We start from the raw sequence: 12,881 nt of genomic DNA on the forward strand, positions 1-12,881 counted from the left end.
TTCGTATCTCAGGTAAAGATGCGCCAGGCCGGATAAAAGGCCTAGCGCATGCGCTTACTCAAACATGATGGCAGCGGGTCTGGATCAACCGGGAAGTCAGCTTTCGGACCGGGAGGCCATGACCTTGTCCACCAGTCCATACGATACCGCATCTTCGGCCGACATGAAGTTGTCACGTTCCGTGTCCAGCTCGATGCGCTCCATGCTCTGTCCGGTGTTGTTGGACAGAATGCGGTTCAGGCGCTCGCGCAGGTCCAGGATTTCGCGGGCCTGGATCTGGATGTCGGAAGCCTGCCCCTGGGCGCCGCCCGAGGGCTGGTGGATCATGATGCGCGAGTTGGGCAGTGTGAAACGCTTGCCCTTCTTGCCAGCCGCCAGCAGGAATGCGCCCATGCTGGCCGCAAGGCCGGTGCACAGGGTGGACACATCCGGCTTGACGAACTGCATGGTGTCAAAAATGGCCATTCCCGCGTACACCGACCCGCCGGGCGAGTTGATGTACAGGGAAATGTCCTTGTCAGGATTCTCCGATTCCAGGAACAGCAACTGAGCCACGACCAGGTTGGCCGTGGCGTCGTTCACCGGACCCACCAGGAAAATGAGCCGTTCGCGGAGCAGACGCGAATAGATGTCGTAGGCGCGCTCGCCGCGCCCCGACTGCTCGATCACCATGGGAATGTAGCCCAGGCCGGTGGGGGTCACCGAAGACCCGCCATTCATTGCCGCATAGAAATCGGTGAATCTCTGCATAGTGTTACGCCATCCCCATCAACTGATCGAAAGCCACCTTTTCGTCGGTGACCTTGGCCTTTTCCAGAACATGCGCGACGACGTTGTCTTCGAGCACGATAGCCTCGATTTCAGCACGACGCTGGCGGTCTGCCAGGTAATAGCTGACAACCTGGGCGGGTTGTTCGTAGTTCTGGGCGAATTCTTCGATGCGCGCGCGAACCTGTTCCGGCTTGGCTTGCAGCTGAGCTTGCTTGACCAGTTCGGACACAAGCAGGCCCAGGCGGACACGGCGCTCGGATTCGGTCGAGAAGGCCTCGGCCGGGATCGGCACGGATTCGGCGTTGGGCACGCCGCGCTGCTTCAGTTCTTCGCGGGCAGCGGCGATACGGCCTTGCACGTCGTTGTCGATCAGGGCCTTCGGCACGTCGAACTTGCCGGCTTCGACCAGGGCGTCCATGACGCTGGACTTGGTGCGGCCTTGCGAACGGACCTTGACTTCGCGCTCGATGTTGCTGCGGATGTCGGCCTTGAGCTTTTCGACGTCGCCTTCGGCTTGGCCGAGCGACTTGGCGAATTCGCCGTTCAGTTCGGGCAGGACGCCTTCAGCCACTTCCTTGATGGTGATGGTGAATTCGGCGGTCTTGCCAGCGACTTCAACGCCCTGGTAGTCGTCCGGGAACTTGAGCTGGAAAACCTTGGTTTCGCCAGCCTTCAGGCCGCGGGCGGCTTCTTCGAATTCCGGCAGCATGCGGCCTTGGCCGAGCACGAACGGGAAGTCTTCAGCCTTGCCGCCTTCGAACGGCACGCCGTCGATGGTGCCGGCGAAGTCGAGCGTGACGCGGTCGCCGTCGGCGCTGGCGCGGCCTTCACGGGCTTCGAACGTGGCGCGTTGCTTGCGCAGCACATCCAGCGTCTGCTGGACTTCTGCGTCGGTGACGGCGGTTTCGTAGCGGGTGACAGCCAGGTCGGACAAGTCCGGCACGGCGACTTCAGGATAGACCTCGAACGTGGCGGTGAACGCCAGCGTGTCGTCGGAAACGCCTTCCGTCTTGGGCTCGAGGTTCGGGGCGCCAGCGACGCGCAGCTTGGCGCCGTCGATGGCTTGTTCAAAGGCACGGCCAACTTGGCTATTGATCACGTCGTAGCGGATGCTGGGACCATGGCTGCGCTCGAGCATGGCGAGCGGCGCCTTGCCCGGACGGAAGCCGGGGACCTTGGCGGTCCGAGCCACGCGCTTCAATTGCGCCTGGACTTCCTTTTCGACGTCGGCCACCGAGACGGCCAGATCAACACGGCGCTCCAGGCCGGAGAGGGTTTCAACCACAGGCTGCATTAAAAGACCTATTTTCCGAGAGATGAGATTACGGGCGGATAAACGCGGCATTTTACCGGAAACTTCCGGAACCCTGACGCAAAGGGGCGCGAGCCCCGGATTTGCCCGGATGCTCGCGCCCCGTTTATCGCCCAAAAAGCGAGGACGGACGCCTGGCCGCGAGGTTACTTGGCCTTGGCGATGCGGTCTTCGATGTGCTGTGCACGCTTGGCCGAGGACGGGTGGGAGCTCATCATATCGCTCTTGCCGCCGTCCAGCTCGGCCAGCTTCTGGAAAGCGGTCACGAGGCCGCGCGTATTCTGCTTCTTGGATTGCAGCAGGTCGAACGAATAATCGTCAGCGGCGCTTTCCTGCGATTGAGAGAACTGCGCATTGATGAACTTCTCGGTCAGGTCGCCCAGTTGCGAGGCGCTGAGCTGAGCAACGGTTGCGCCGCCCGCCGCGCCAGCTGCATCACGCGCAGCCGACACCGTGTACGCGGTCTGCATCGCCTTCTTGGTGTGGCCCAGCGCCACGTGACCGATTTCGTGGCCGACCACGCCCATCACTTCGTCGTCCGTCATCATGTCCATGAGGCCGCTATAGACGCGGATGCAGCCATTGGCCATTGCCCAGGCATTGACGTCCTTGGTGACGTAGACCTTGTAGCTGGCCTTCTGGCCGTTGACCGTGCTGCCCAGCGACTTGGCGATCTTCTGCAGACGGGCGTCATACTTGCTGCCCGGCGCGGCGATCTTTTCCTGCGAATCGCTCTGCGCGCATGCCTTGTCCGACAGGGTCTTGATCTCGGCATCGCTCAGCGTGGCCGCCTGGACGACCTTGGCGCCGGCGCCGACGAGCCCACCGATATCCAACGCGTGCGCGGCCGAGTAAGGGGCGAGGGCAACGGCCAACGCGGCGACGGTGTAGCGGATCTTCATGGGAACAAACTCCTATTGACTTGTTCTATGCAAACGAGGCGGCAATTCTATATACGCCCATAGCTTTCGAAGCATTCCGGCACAGAGTTTCGCAAATGCGATTTTCACTTACCAAAAAGCCGAGCAATTCGAAGGCTGCCATGCTAAGCATCGCCAGGCCAGTTGAAGCCGGCCAAAAGAGATGTCCGCTGTCCCATGGCGTTGTTAGAATTGCCGCCGCGCTTTTTTTCGCAAACCCCAACGGCTCGCACCCAACATGATCCCGAATTCCCCTCCCCGCCTTGGCCTGCTTCCCAGCCTCATCTTCAGTTCGCGCTGGTTGCAGCTACCGCTGTACCTGGGCCTGATCGTCGCGCAGGGCGTCTATGTCATGCTGTTCCTCAAGGAACTCTGGCACCTGGTCACTCACGCCACCAGCTTCGGCGAAATGGAAATCATGCTGATCGTGCTGGGACTGATCGACGTGGTCATGATCTCCAACCTGCTGGTGATGGTCATCGTGGGCGGATACGAGACCTTCGTGTCCCGCCTGCGCCTGCAGAACCACCCCGACCAGCCTGAATGGCTCAGCCACGTGAACGCCAGTGTGCTCAAGGTGAAACTTGCGATGGCCATCATCGGCATCTCGTCGATCCATCTGCTGCGCACCTTCATCGAAGCCGGCACCATCGGCACGCCGAACGCGCGCTTCACCGAAGCCGGCGTGATGTGGCAGACCATCATCCACGCCATCTTCATCCTGTCGGCGTTGGGGATCGCCCTGGTCGATAAGCTGTCGTCCGGCGGCAGCGGCAAGCACTAAGAAAAGCCAGGTCAAAAAAAGCCCCCACGCAGCAAGCCGTGGGGGCTTTTTTATGGATAGAACGCCGGGCGGACCCGGAACGCTACCCGAGAGATCTCAGGCCGCGACCTTGATGTTCTTGGCGCTGGGACCCTTGGGACCGGTTCCAACGTCGAAAGTGACCCGCTGGTTTTCTTGTAGCGACTTATAGCCTTCGCTACGGATTTCGGAGTAGTGAGCGAAAAGATCCTTGCTGCCGTCGTCGGGCATGATGAAGCCATAACCCTTCTCGGCGTTGAACCACTTGACGATGCCGGTTGCCATGGGATGTCCTTGACCTAAAAAGCGATTGCTCGCGGGACGCCAGATCTTCAAGGATGGGAGAGGATAGCAACCGCGGCACCACTGACGGCGACCAAGGAGAACGCAGACCGCGTCGCTTGAGAATCTCGCTGAAACCAGTTTATTGGCGAACCCGGAAAAACGTCAAATGTCCGAAAGGGCGGGATTGACCCCGGAAAACGCCCGCTACACCCGCTAAAGAGCGCAAGCCGGGCCCCGGCGTGCGCCCAACATTTTCAACTTGCCACGGACCGATACACGTGGACACCGCACCGCCTCGCGCGGTCGGTGTGGGGCAGCGCCCTACCCTGCAAAACCGCCCGATTCCAGAAACTCGCGTTCGGCCTGGGTGGTCTGGCGTCCCAGCGCCGCGTTCCGATGCGGGAAGCGCCCGAATCGCTTGATGATGTCGCGATGCAGGACGGCCCATCGCACGGCGTCGGCGCCCAGCGGCTCCATCAACGCGATAGCCCGATTCTGCGCGGCCAGGTTCTCGGCGTGTTCGAACGGCATGTAGAAGAACTGGCGCAGCGAGGCATCGACTTCCAGGTCATGGCCTGCCGCGATGGCGCGTTCGGCAAAATGCAGCGCCAGCGCATCCGTGGCGAACATATGTCCAGTATCCCGGTAGACATTGCGAGGGAACTGGTCCAACAGAATCATCAGCGCGATCGCGCCGGCAGGTTCGTCCAGCCAGGCATCAAGCCGGCGCGCAGCGGCCGCCATGTGCGCGGCTTCGAAGCGCGCGCAAAAATCGGCATCGAACTGTGCGCTCTTGCGGAACCATTGCGCGGGACCGGCATCGAGCCAGAAAGCGACCACATCGTGGGGTTGCGTGGCAATCGGCGTGGGCAAGGTAGTGGTCATGGCGGCAATGAGTTCGTGGGATTGATAACGCGCGGAAAACAAAAAAGGCCCCACTAGGGGGCCTTCTTGAGAAAACTCAGATCCTTACAGGACTTGAATCTTCGTGGCTTGCGGGCCCTTGGGGCCATTGGCCGTCACAAAGCTGACGCGCTGGTTCTCTTCCAGAGACTTGAAGCCCGAGCCCTGAATTTCGGAGAAGTGAGCGAAGAGGTCCTTACCGCCCGCTTCCGGGGTGATGAAGCCATAACCCTTTTCCGAATTGAACCACTTAACGACGCCGGTTTCCATACTGTATTTCCTAGAGATAATGGGCAAATGCCCGGAGGTCACGAATCAATCAAGGAGGGGACAGTAGAACAATAACGCTGAGCCGGAAAAGGCACGGCACTGATCGAAAATCGCAACGCTTGTGATCGTGTGCCGACACTATCGTTATGTTCCCCTCACAAGTCAACATAATCCTAAAAAATACGTGCCAATAATGCAACAAAGAGAAACTGCGCAGTTATTTTGCACGTTTTTAAAGGGTAAACGAGTCCCTGCATTGGTGTTAACACCAATACATCATAAAAAAACAAACAAGGCTTATATAAATGCCATCAAAAGCGCGTACGACCTGCAATACGCCGTTCGGATGACACTATGGTTTGCCGTCAGGCTTACTCGTCGATAGGTAAACCCAACAGGTCGAGTGCCGCGCCAAAAGCATCGGGACCCGAGCAAAGGAAAACCGCCACGTCGCCGGGATTCATATTTTCCAGCACTTGGTCGATCTGTTCTTGCGCATTATCAACATTGTCGACATTGGCGGCGTGTATGTCCGCTCCTGCTTCGACTTTTTCGCGCGGCACGATGTCTGCGATCGCATTGAGATCATCCACGCCCATGACGGCATAGACGCTGATGCTTTCGCCATCCAGCGTGGTGTGCAGCTCGACGCCGCCCGCTACGTCGGCAACGTGCCGACTGAGTATTTCCATTTCCATCTTCCTTGATTTGCGGGCCGAGCCCGCCCGGGCGCGCACCATGCAGGTGCTCACGCACGCCCAGGCGCGACTATAACAGCCTTGGGCTAACGTTTCTTGGTCAGAGGGCCGAGCGACTGGCGAGCGGCCCCGGAAGTGGCGGCCACGCTACGGCTGCGCACCCCGACTTCGGCCAGCACACGGGCCAGCGGCTTCTGCGCGGCCAGGAACGCGGCTTTCTCGTCACCTGCCAGCTTGCAGAGGAACATCTGTGCCTGGAGCTGGGTGCGGCGGGCCTTGCGGTTGTCTGCCTCTTTGGCGAGCCATTCGCCCACCCAGGCGGCTGCGGCCTCGGCATCGCCCTGCTGCTTGACGTGGCCGAGCAGGTCGTAGACGGTCACGCCGTCGATACGCTCATCCTCGCCGCGCGAGAGGTACAGCTTGGCGGACTGGCCCGTGTAGCCGGGGACGACCGCCAGGCAATCCCGTTCTGCGGGTTTTTTCATGGTGTTTTCGAGTGTGGTTTAGCAAGAACCCCGGACTGTAACGCAGGCGCGCGCGCTGTCCTATTGCTGCAGCCGAAGTCTGCTATCGTCGTCGTGTTCTTTTATCCCTACATGGTGGACATCATGCAACGCGATTTCGATCTGGTCGTCACGATTCTGGGCGCCCTGCGCGACGCCCCCGGCCCCAACCTGAGCACGCACGACATCAAGAACGCCGCGCTGGCGCCGCACCCCGAGGAGCAAGGCCTGCAGGTCATCGCGCATCACCTGGACCTTCTGGAAGATGCCGGCCTGGTCAAGCAGGTCAGCGAGACCGCGGCGAACGCCGGTGCGACGCGCTGGCGCATTACCTGGAAGGGTTACGACGCCCTCGAGCAGGATGAGGACGACGAAGACGATGAGGACGAGGACTACGACGCGGAAGAATGATGCCGCTGCTGCCGGATGCGGCGCGTCAGTAGCGCCGCCGCGGCGCCGATCACCAGGCTGAACATGAACGCGGCGATCGACAGCATCGCCGCCAGTTCGTCGAATCCCCCCTGGCGCGCAAGCAATAGCACCGCAGTGAAGATCGCCGCCGCCAATCCCAGCAAGCCGATCACCAGATGCTTGATCGACTGCAGCCGGCCACACAAGGCGCCGCCGGCAAGCGCGGCGGCCACCACGGCAGCCATGGACCAGAACAGATACTCGTAGTGCATGTGGACGGTCTCCGCCAAGGGCATTGAGGCGCAGGCATTATAGGCGGCGCCTGCCCCTCGGCCATTGGGACCCCACCCTCCCCCGGGCGGAACGCAAACCGCGTTCAGGTCACCGCCACCACACTGATTTCCACCAATGCACCGTAGTGAAGTTCACGCGTGGGCACGATGGCGCGCGCCGGGCGATGACTGCCAAAGCAGGCTTCGTAAACCGCGTTGACCTCATCCCACAGACTGACGTCCGGGATGTACACGGTGACGTTTACCACCGACGACATCGATGAGCCCGCGGCCACCAGAATGGCCCGTACGCTGCGTAGCGCCTCCCGTGTCTGGCCGGCCGCGTCCGCCGCCAGAACGGGGCGCGCGCCGGGTCCGGCCGGCGGCAAGAAGCCCAGTTGTCCCGAGACGAAGACGAAGCCGTTGGCGCGAACCGCCTGGGCATAATGGCCGGCGGGCGGCGTGGCGTCGGGCGTTTGAATGAAGTCCATGGCGGATTCCTTGTTGATGCGCGGCCTACCAGCCACGGAAGCGTTCCCAACGAGCAACGACGCCCGGCTCGCCGGGACGCACGACCTCGTAGGCATCGTGTTGCGCGCAGGTCGCGCAAGCGTGATTCGGGACGATGCGCAGCTTGGCGCCGATGGGCAGGTCGGGCAAGACCCCGCTGCTGCCGGGACGCACCTTGACGATGCCCTGCTCCTGGTTGGTTTCGGCCAGCAGCACGTCCGGGTAGACCTTGCCATCCGCATCGCACACCAGACCGTATAGCTGGTCCACCGGCTGCTTGGCCGTGCCGCGGTCGCGGGACATGGCCATCCATCCCGCATCGACCAGAATCCAGCCCTTCTCGGGCTGATGGCCGATGACGGTGGTGAGCACCGTGGCGGCGATGTCGTCCACGCTGCACACCCCCAACCCGGCCATCACCAGGTCGAAAAAGACATACACACCGGCCCGCACTTCGGTCACGCCATCCAGCTTGCGCGCAAAGTGCGCGGTGGGCGTGGAACCGACGCTGACCACCGGGCACGGCAAGCCCGCGCCGCGAATCGCTTCTGCGCAACTGACGGCGGCCCAGCGCTCCTGTTCGGCCATGTCGGCGATCGCCTCGACGCTGCGGCATCCATAGGATTCGCCCGCGTGCGTCATGACGCCGCGCAGGCAGGCGCCGTCTTCATGCAGTACGCGTGCGATCGCCAGCAGTTGATCCGTGTCCTTGGGCTGCACGCCGGCGCGGTGGCCATCGCAATCGATCTCGATGAGCGCCGGAATGGGGTCGCCAGCGGCCTTGGCGCGCGCCGACACCGCGCGCGCGGCCTCGATGCTGTCAACCACCACCGTCAGGTCCACGCCGCGCTGACGCAAGGCCAGCACGCGGTCGAGTTTCGACGGGGACACGCCGACCGCATACAGCAGATCCGTGACGCCCGCAGCGGCAAACTGTTCGGCTTCCTGCAGGGTCGAGACGGCGGCCGGCCCTTGCGGTGTCGCCATGAGACGGCGTGCGACCTCGATGGACTTGGGGGTTTTCAGATGGGGACGCAAGCGGACGCCGTGACCGGCCATCAGGGCGTTCAGCCGTTCGATATTGCGCGTCATGCGCGTTTCGTCTAGCAGCAGGCAGGGCGTTTCCAGGGCATCCAGCGTGGATGCGGCGGTTTCCAGGGTCATGGCAATCTCTTCAGCGAGTGAGCGCGGGCAGGACGGACCCGCGGAAATCAGTACGCAGTATGGCGCGAATGCCGCTTCCCGGGTTTAATGGAAACTTAATATCCCATTAAGCCTTGACTGAATGATTGCCACCGACGACCTGCGCTTTTTTCTAAGCCTGTCCTCTGCCGGTTCGCTCGCGCAGGCGGCGCGCGCGCTGGATGTGACGCCGCCTGCGGTGACGCAGCGCCTGAATGCGCTGGAGAAGCGGCTGGGCGTCAGGCTGGTCAACCGGTCGGCTCGCGGCATTGCGCTGACGGAAGAAGGCCATTTGCTGACCATGCGCGCCGCGCAGATCTGCAATGACCTGACCGTGCTGGCCGACGAACTGGCGGGCCGGCGCGGCGTCGTGGCGGGGCATCTTCGTGTGGTGGCGCCGCTGGGATTCGGCCAGCGATATATCGCCGGATTGGTGGCGGATTTCCGGTCGCGCAGCGAAGACGTGACGGCCAGCCTGACGCTGTCGGACGGCCCTCCCCGACTGGCGTCGGACAATTGGGACGTGATGGTCCACATTGGTGAGCTTCGCGATTCCACGCTGGTTGCCTACCCGCTGGCGCCCAACCGCCGCATCCTGTGCGCGTCGCCCGCTTATCTGGCGCGCCGCGGTGCGCCCGCGACGCCGGAAGACCTGCGCAATCACGACTGCATCGCCCTGCGCGAGAACGACGAGGACGTGACGCTGTGGCGGTTCCGGCGTGCCCGCGGCACGGCTGTCGGCGTGCGGATCGCGCCCGTCATGTCCTGCAATGCGGGCGCGACGGCGCTGGACTGGGCGCGTGCGGGACACGGCATCATTGCGCGGTCGGAATGGGACGTGGCCGAGCACGTGCGCACGGGCGAGCTCGTGCCGCTGCTGTCGGGCTGGAACTTGCCCGACGCGAATGTGGTGGCGCTGGTGAAATCGCGGCAGGAACTGTCCGCGCGCACGGCGGGATTTCTGGCGTCGCTGCGCGCCGCGTTCGCCGTCCCGCCGTGGCGCGAGACCTCGGCATGACAGGCCCGCAGGCATCGCACCTGTCGGCCTGCTGTCCGCTTAATCCAGCATCGCTTCCGCTTCGATCTCGATCAGCCATTCCGGCAGCGACAACCCGCTGACGATGATCCAGGAGGACGGCGGCGGATCCACCTTGAAGCGGTCCCGCAGCGCCTGTGCCACGACTTCCTGTTCGGTACTTACCGAGTCGCAGATGTAGATGCGCAGCATGATGACCTGCGACAGGTTGCCGCCGCCCGCTGCCAGCACCCGTTCGATATTGTCCAGCGCGGCCTCGGTCTGCACCTGCAGCCCCGGACCGACCGTCTTTTCGTTGGCGTCCACGCCAACCTGGCCGGACAGCAGCATGCGGCGCTGGCCGGTCACGATGACCGCCTGGCTAAAACCGTACTGCACGGAATTGAAGACCGTATCGGGATTGACGACGATTCGGGACATGAATTTCTCCTGTGCAAGCCGGCGCTGAGCGGCCGGCCATTCTAGCAACCGGGGCAGCACGCGCCAGGACAAGGTCGCTGCGCAGGATCGACCAAACGCGGTATGGATGGGCGGCACGGCGTTTGCTACGCTGGTTCATCTGTTCAGCCTGGGTGATGGCCATGAGCGACAAGATCCGAGTCCTGTGCATTCAGCCCGCCTCCACGTCCGCGCGTTTCGCGTTTTTGCTGATCGCCTTGAAGTGGTCGCTGGGCGCCACGCCCCGGCCGTCCCGGTTGCAGATCGGGCCGCATGATCTGGCGCCTGAAGGTTCGGAAGGCGCGTTCTGGCAATTTGCGCTGCGCCACGCCATTTCCAGCCAATCCATTCTTGTCACGCGGGGCGAGCACTGGGATGTGTCGGCGTCGGTGGACGGCGACGAGGTCCGCGCGTTTGGCCGGACCTTTGCGCTGAGGCAGTGCCTGTTTTGATCCGCAGCGCGATGCGACGCGTCTCAGGCGTCGGCGGGGGCCTTGCGGTGAAAGGCAGCCAACTCCTCGGCGGTCCAGCGCTGGCGCGCCTCGTCCTGACAGCAGGTGCGGTACACCAGGGCGCCCACGTCCAGGAAGCGCTTCACATCGGTTTCCGTGAGCTTTCCCTGCACTTGCATGAGACAGTCCGCAAGGGATGAGAGCACGCCGTCCCACCCGTCGAACCTGCCCGGCGACACCGGCAATGTGATCATGCGAGCCATCATTTCACTATGGTCCATGCTGAATCTCCGCTATGAAGCGGCGCCGCTCGATCCGCATACGCGAGGCGCCCCCGGACTTCTACAGCAAGTGGCGTTCCTGATGGGAACCGGTGTCTGACACCGGCATGAACTTATGCCGAGAACCCCATTGCCGGCTGGGCTCGTCGATCAACGGGCGGGCGCTCTCCCCGTCACCGGATCGGGCGCGCGGCCCCGCAGCAACGATCCCGGGTGGGTTTGCAGGTAGTCCGCCAACTCCCGCAATGACCGCGCCGTGCGCGCCAGCTCTTGCAGCAGCGCGCTCGTGTTGACGGGCAAGCCGGCATCGGGGCTGAGCAGCCCACCGACGGCAGCCAGCGACCGGCTTGCCTGACGCAAGGTCGCCGTCGCCTCGGGCGCAAGCTGCGTGTCCAGGCGCTTCATCAGCTTGGACGTGCCCTGCAGCAGGTTGTTGAGTTCGCTGCCCAGGCCTTCAAAGGGGACCCTGTCGAGCTTGGTCAGGATGCTGTTCAGTTGAAGCTGCAACTGGTCCAGATTGTTCGGCACCGTGGGGATGAATGGCGCTTCTTCCATCTTGAACGTCACGGGCTCGGCGTCGGGAAACACCGCCATGGCGACATACAACTGGCCCGTCAGCAGGTTGCCGATGCGCAACTGCGCCCGCAATCCCTGGTCGATCATGGCGGCCATCAGCTTGCCGCTGGGATGCGTGTCCGTCGAGCCGGAAAACTCCTTGATTTCCTCGAAAGTCTTCGCGCCCAGCCGCTCGGGATAAAGAGTGGCATCCACCAGCGCGTAGAACTGCTGCGTGGTGCGATCCAGTTCCAGTCCGATGGCATCCACCTGCCCGACCGACGCGCCGAACGCGTCGATCGGCGCCCCGACGGACAGACCTCGCACAGACTGGTCGAACCGCATGCGGATGCGCAGCGGCACGCCGTCCGGCTGCGCGCGCGCCGCGGTTTCGGAAGGGTATATGACGAACGCGGCGTCCGGCTTGGCCGCGGTGTGCAGCCGGGTCTCGACGGAATCGAAGGCGACGCCGCCCACGATCACCGAGACCAGCGACGGAGACCGCACTTGCAGCCCGCCCGCGTCCACCGAGAAGTCCACCCCGCTGGCGTTCCAGAAACGCGTGCCTTCATTGACGAAGGCGTCGTTGGGGGCATCGACGAACACTTGGATGTCAACGCCCTTGCCGGCGGCATCCAGCCGATAGCTCACCACCTGTCCCACCGCGATGCGCTTGTAATAGACGGGCGACCCGATGTCCAGCGAACCGAGGTCATGGCCCTTGAGGGTGAAGCGCTTGCCCGGCCTGTCCTGCGTTACCTCGGGCGGGACCTCCAGGCCGGCGAACTCGAATTTGGTCGCCTTGTCAGGATCGCTGCCGCCCTTGCGGCCGGCGGGATCCAGGCCGATGTAGGCACCGGACAGCAACGTGCTCAGACCGGAAACGCCGCTGAGTGTCAGGCGGGGCCGCACCACCCAGAACACGGTGCCCTCTTGCAGGAGCCCAGCCGCGTCCTTGTTGAGCTGCACCGTCGCGATCACGCCGGTCCGGTCCGCGTTGAGCGCCACGCGTTGCACCGTGCCGACGTTCACTTCCTTGTAGCGGACCTGTGTCTTGCCGGCCTCCAGCCCTTCGGCTGTCTGGAAGCTGATCGTGGCCTGGGGCCCTGCGTCCATCCAGACCTTCAGCACGAGCATCAGACCACCCAGCGCCGCGACGATCGGCACCAGCCAGATCCAGGAAATCCGCCGGCTGCGGCCGGCGGGCGGCGGCTTGTGGGCGGCGGCAGGAGCAGTCTCGGGCATTGAGGGCATCCTTCGTGAGTACGCGTCCGGACTCT

Annotated in this window: 18 protein-coding genes; 4 read left to right on the plus strand and 14 right to left on the minus strand. The window is 63.1% G+C overall.

Annotation, left to right across the window (positions count from 1 at the left end; all coding sequences use genetic code 11):
- Positions 1-96: 96 nt before the first annotated feature.
- From clpP to CLM73_RS16915, 3 genes are all read right to left on the minus strand, one after another.
- Complete coding sequence (gene clpP, locus CLM73_RS16905; protein WP_105239419.1) at positions 97-750, minus strand: ATP-dependent Clp endopeptidase proteolytic subunit ClpP; 654 nt, start codon at positions 748-750, stop codon at positions 97-99.
- 4 nt (positions 751-754) lie between these two features.
- A complete protein-coding gene (tig, locus tag CLM73_RS16910; RefSeq protein WP_056562442.1) occupies positions 755-2,065 on the minus strand; it encodes a trigger factor in 1,311 nt (436 codons plus the stop codon).
- 164 nt (positions 2,066-2,229) lie between these two features.
- A complete protein-coding gene (locus CLM73_RS16915; protein WP_105239420.1) occupies positions 2,230-2,985 on the minus strand; it encodes a M48 family metalloprotease in 756 nt (251 codons plus the stop codon).
- Between the two features lie 256 nt (positions 2,986-3,241).
- On the opposite strand from CLM73_RS16915, the gene CLM73_RS16920 reads away from it, so the two are divergent.
- The gene (locus CLM73_RS16920; protein ID WP_105239421.1) at positions 3,242-3,787 is read left to right on the plus strand and encodes a TIGR00645 family protein; all 546 of its coding nucleotides are present in this window, start codon (positions 3,242-3,244) and stop codon (positions 3,785-3,787) included.
- A gap of 96 nt (positions 3,788-3,883) precedes the next feature.
- Here the strand turns inward: CLM73_RS16920 and CLM73_RS16925 are convergent, their stop codons facing one another.
- From CLM73_RS16925 to CLM73_RS16950, 5 genes are all read right to left on the minus strand, one after another.
- A complete protein-coding gene (locus CLM73_RS16925; RefSeq protein WP_042794090.1) occupies positions 3,884-4,090 on the minus strand; it encodes a cold-shock protein in 207 nt (68 codons plus the stop codon).
- 321 nt (positions 4,091-4,411) lie between these two features.
- Positions 4,412-4,975: a DUF924 family protein gene (locus tag CLM73_RS16935; RefSeq protein WP_105241576.1), complete on the minus strand. Its 564-nt coding sequence runs from the start codon at positions 4,973-4,975 to the stop codon at positions 4,412-4,414.
- Between the two features lie 84 nt (positions 4,976-5,059).
- Entirely contained in the window at positions 5,060-5,263 is a 204-nt protein-coding gene (locus CLM73_RS16940) for a cold-shock protein (protein WP_006220190.1), read from the minus strand.
- Positions 5,264-5,634: 371 nt separating this feature from the next.
- The gene (locus CLM73_RS16945) at positions 5,635-5,955 is read right to left on the minus strand and encodes a hypothetical protein (RefSeq protein ID WP_056562450.1); all 321 of its coding nucleotides are present in this window, start codon (positions 5,953-5,955) and stop codon (positions 5,635-5,637) included.
- A 92-nt stretch (positions 5,956-6,047) separates the two neighbouring features.
- The gene (locus CLM73_RS16950; protein WP_105239422.1) at positions 6,048-6,446 is read right to left on the minus strand and encodes a hypothetical protein; all 399 of its coding nucleotides are present in this window, start codon (positions 6,444-6,446) and stop codon (positions 6,048-6,050) included.
- A 123-nt stretch (positions 6,447-6,569) separates the two neighbouring features.
- On the opposite strand from CLM73_RS16950, the gene CLM73_RS16955 reads away from it, so the two are divergent.
- On the plus strand, positions 6,570-6,875 hold the full coding sequence (locus CLM73_RS16955; RefSeq protein WP_105241577.1) for a DUF2513 domain-containing protein: 306 nt from the start codon (positions 6,570-6,572) through the stop codon (positions 6,873-6,875).
- Here the strand turns inward: CLM73_RS16955 and CLM73_RS16960 are convergent.
- From CLM73_RS16960 to CLM73_RS16970, 3 genes are all read right to left on the minus strand, one after another.
- Positions 6,857-7,147 carry a hypothetical protein gene (locus tag CLM73_RS16960; RefSeq protein ID WP_105239423.1) on the minus strand — a complete coding sequence of 97 codons (291 nt, stop codon included), beginning with the start codon at positions 7,145-7,147 and terminating at the stop codon, positions 6,857-6,859. The genes CLM73_RS16955 and CLM73_RS16960 overlap by 19 nt on opposite strands.
- A gap of 104 nt (positions 7,148-7,251) precedes the next feature.
- Positions 7,252-7,638, minus strand: coding sequence for a RidA family protein (locus tag CLM73_RS16965; RefSeq protein ID WP_105239424.1), 387 nt, complete (start codon positions 7,636-7,638; stop codon positions 7,252-7,254).
- A 25-nt stretch (positions 7,639-7,663) separates the two neighbouring features.
- Complete coding sequence (locus CLM73_RS16970) at positions 7,664-8,821, minus strand: DSD1 family PLP-dependent enzyme (RefSeq protein WP_199778158.1); 1,158 nt, start codon at positions 8,819-8,821, stop codon at positions 7,664-7,666.
- 121 nt (positions 8,822-8,942) lie between these two features.
- Here CLM73_RS16970 and CLM73_RS16975 point away from each other — a divergent pair, with 121 nt between their 5' ends.
- The gene (locus CLM73_RS16975) at positions 8,943-9,857 is read left to right on the plus strand and encodes a LysR family transcriptional regulator (protein ID WP_105239425.1); all 915 of its coding nucleotides are present in this window, start codon (positions 8,943-8,945) and stop codon (positions 9,855-9,857) included.
- 39 nt (positions 9,858-9,896) lie between these two features.
- Here CLM73_RS16975 and CLM73_RS16980 read toward each other — a convergent pair whose 3' ends face one another.
- The gene (locus CLM73_RS16980) at positions 9,897-10,295 is read right to left on the minus strand and encodes a RidA family protein (protein WP_056562466.1); all 399 of its coding nucleotides are present in this window, start codon (positions 10,293-10,295) and stop codon (positions 9,897-9,899) included.
- Between the two features lie 161 nt (positions 10,296-10,456).
- Here CLM73_RS16980 and CLM73_RS16985 point away from each other — a divergent pair, with 161 nt between their 5' ends.
- Positions 10,457-10,765 carry a hypothetical protein gene (locus tag CLM73_RS16985; RefSeq protein ID WP_105241579.1) on the plus strand — a complete coding sequence of 103 codons (309 nt, stop codon included), beginning with the start codon at positions 10,457-10,459 and terminating at the stop codon, positions 10,763-10,765.
- 23 nt (positions 10,766-10,788) lie between these two features.
- On the opposite strand, the gene CLM73_RS16990 is transcribed toward CLM73_RS16985, so the two are convergent.
- Complete coding sequence (locus CLM73_RS16990; RefSeq protein ID WP_105239426.1) at positions 10,789-11,046, minus strand: hypothetical protein; 258 nt, start codon at positions 11,044-11,046, stop codon at positions 10,789-10,791.
- Positions 11,047-11,196: 150 nt separating this feature from the next.
- A complete protein-coding gene (locus CLM73_RS16995) occupies positions 11,197-12,846 on the minus strand; it encodes an intermembrane transport protein PqiB (RefSeq protein ID WP_199778159.1) in 1,650 nt (549 codons plus the stop codon).
- Positions 12,847-12,881 lie beyond the last annotated feature (35 nt).

The organism is Achromobacter spanius, from assembly GCF_002966795.1.
Lineage (GTDB): Bacteria > Pseudomonadota > Gammaproteobacteria > Burkholderiales > Burkholderiaceae_B > Achromobacter > Achromobacter spanius_D.

Bases quoted from the DNA above. Each gene is read 5' to 3' on its own strand.
- clpP (WP_105239419.1), bottom strand. From the start codon at position 750: ATGCAGAGATTCACCGATTTCTATGCGGCAATGAATGGCGGGTCTTCG.
- tig (WP_056562442.1), bottom strand. From the start codon at position 2,065: ATGCAGCCTGTGGTTGAAACCCTCTCCGGCCTGGAGCGCCGTGTTGAT.
- CLM73_RS16915 (WP_105239420.1), bottom strand. From the start codon at position 2,985: ATGAAGATCCGCTACACCGTCGCCGCGTTGGCCGTTGCCCTCGCCCCT.
- CLM73_RS16920 (WP_105239421.1), top strand. From the start codon at position 3,242: ATGATCCCGAATTCCCCTCCCCGCCTTGGCCTGCTTCCCAGCCTCATC.
- CLM73_RS16925 (WP_042794090.1), bottom strand. From the start codon at position 4,090: ATGGCAACCGGCATCGTCAAGTGGTTCAACGCCGAGAAGGGTTATGGC.
- CLM73_RS16935 (WP_105241576.1), bottom strand. From the start codon at position 4,975: ATGACCACTACCTTGCCCACGCCGATTGCCACGCAACCCCACGATGTG.
- CLM73_RS16940 (WP_006220190.1), bottom strand. From the start codon at position 5,263: ATGGAAACCGGCGTCGTTAAGTGGTTCAATTCGGAAAAGGGTTATGGC.
- CLM73_RS16945 (WP_056562450.1), bottom strand. From the start codon at position 5,955: ATGGAAATACTCAGTCGGCACGTTGCCGACGTAGCGGGCGGCGTCGAG.
- CLM73_RS16950 (WP_105239422.1), bottom strand. From the start codon at position 6,446: ATGAAAAAACCCGCAGAACGGGATTGCCTGGCGGTCGTCCCCGGCTAC.
- CLM73_RS16955 (WP_105241577.1), top strand. From the start codon at position 6,570: ATGCAACGCGATTTCGATCTGGTCGTCACGATTCTGGGCGCCCTGCGC.
- CLM73_RS16960 (WP_105239423.1), bottom strand. From the start codon at position 7,147: ATGCACTACGAGTATCTGTTCTGGTCCATGGCTGCCGTGGTGGCCGCC.
- CLM73_RS16965 (WP_105239424.1), bottom strand. From the start codon at position 7,638: ATGGACTTCATTCAAACGCCCGACGCCACGCCGCCCGCCGGCCATTAT.
- CLM73_RS16970 (WP_199778158.1), bottom strand. From the start codon at position 8,821: ATGACCCTGGAAACCGCCGCATCCACGCTGGATGCCCTGGAAACGCCC.
- CLM73_RS16975 (WP_105239425.1), top strand. From the start codon at position 8,943: ATGATTGCCACCGACGACCTGCGCTTTTTTCTAAGCCTGTCCTCTGCC.
- CLM73_RS16980 (WP_056562466.1), bottom strand. From the start codon at position 10,295: ATGTCCCGAATCGTCGTCAATCCCGATACGGTCTTCAATTCCGTGCAG.
- CLM73_RS16985 (WP_105241579.1), top strand. From the start codon at position 10,457: ATGAGCGACAAGATCCGAGTCCTGTGCATTCAGCCCGCCTCCACGTCC.
- CLM73_RS16990 (WP_105239426.1), bottom strand. From the start codon at position 11,046: ATGGACCATAGTGAAATGATGGCTCGCATGATCACATTGCCGGTGTCG.
- CLM73_RS16995 (WP_199778159.1), bottom strand. From the start codon at position 12,846: ATGCCCGAGACTGCTCCTGCCGCCGCCCACAAGCCGCCGCCCGCCGGC.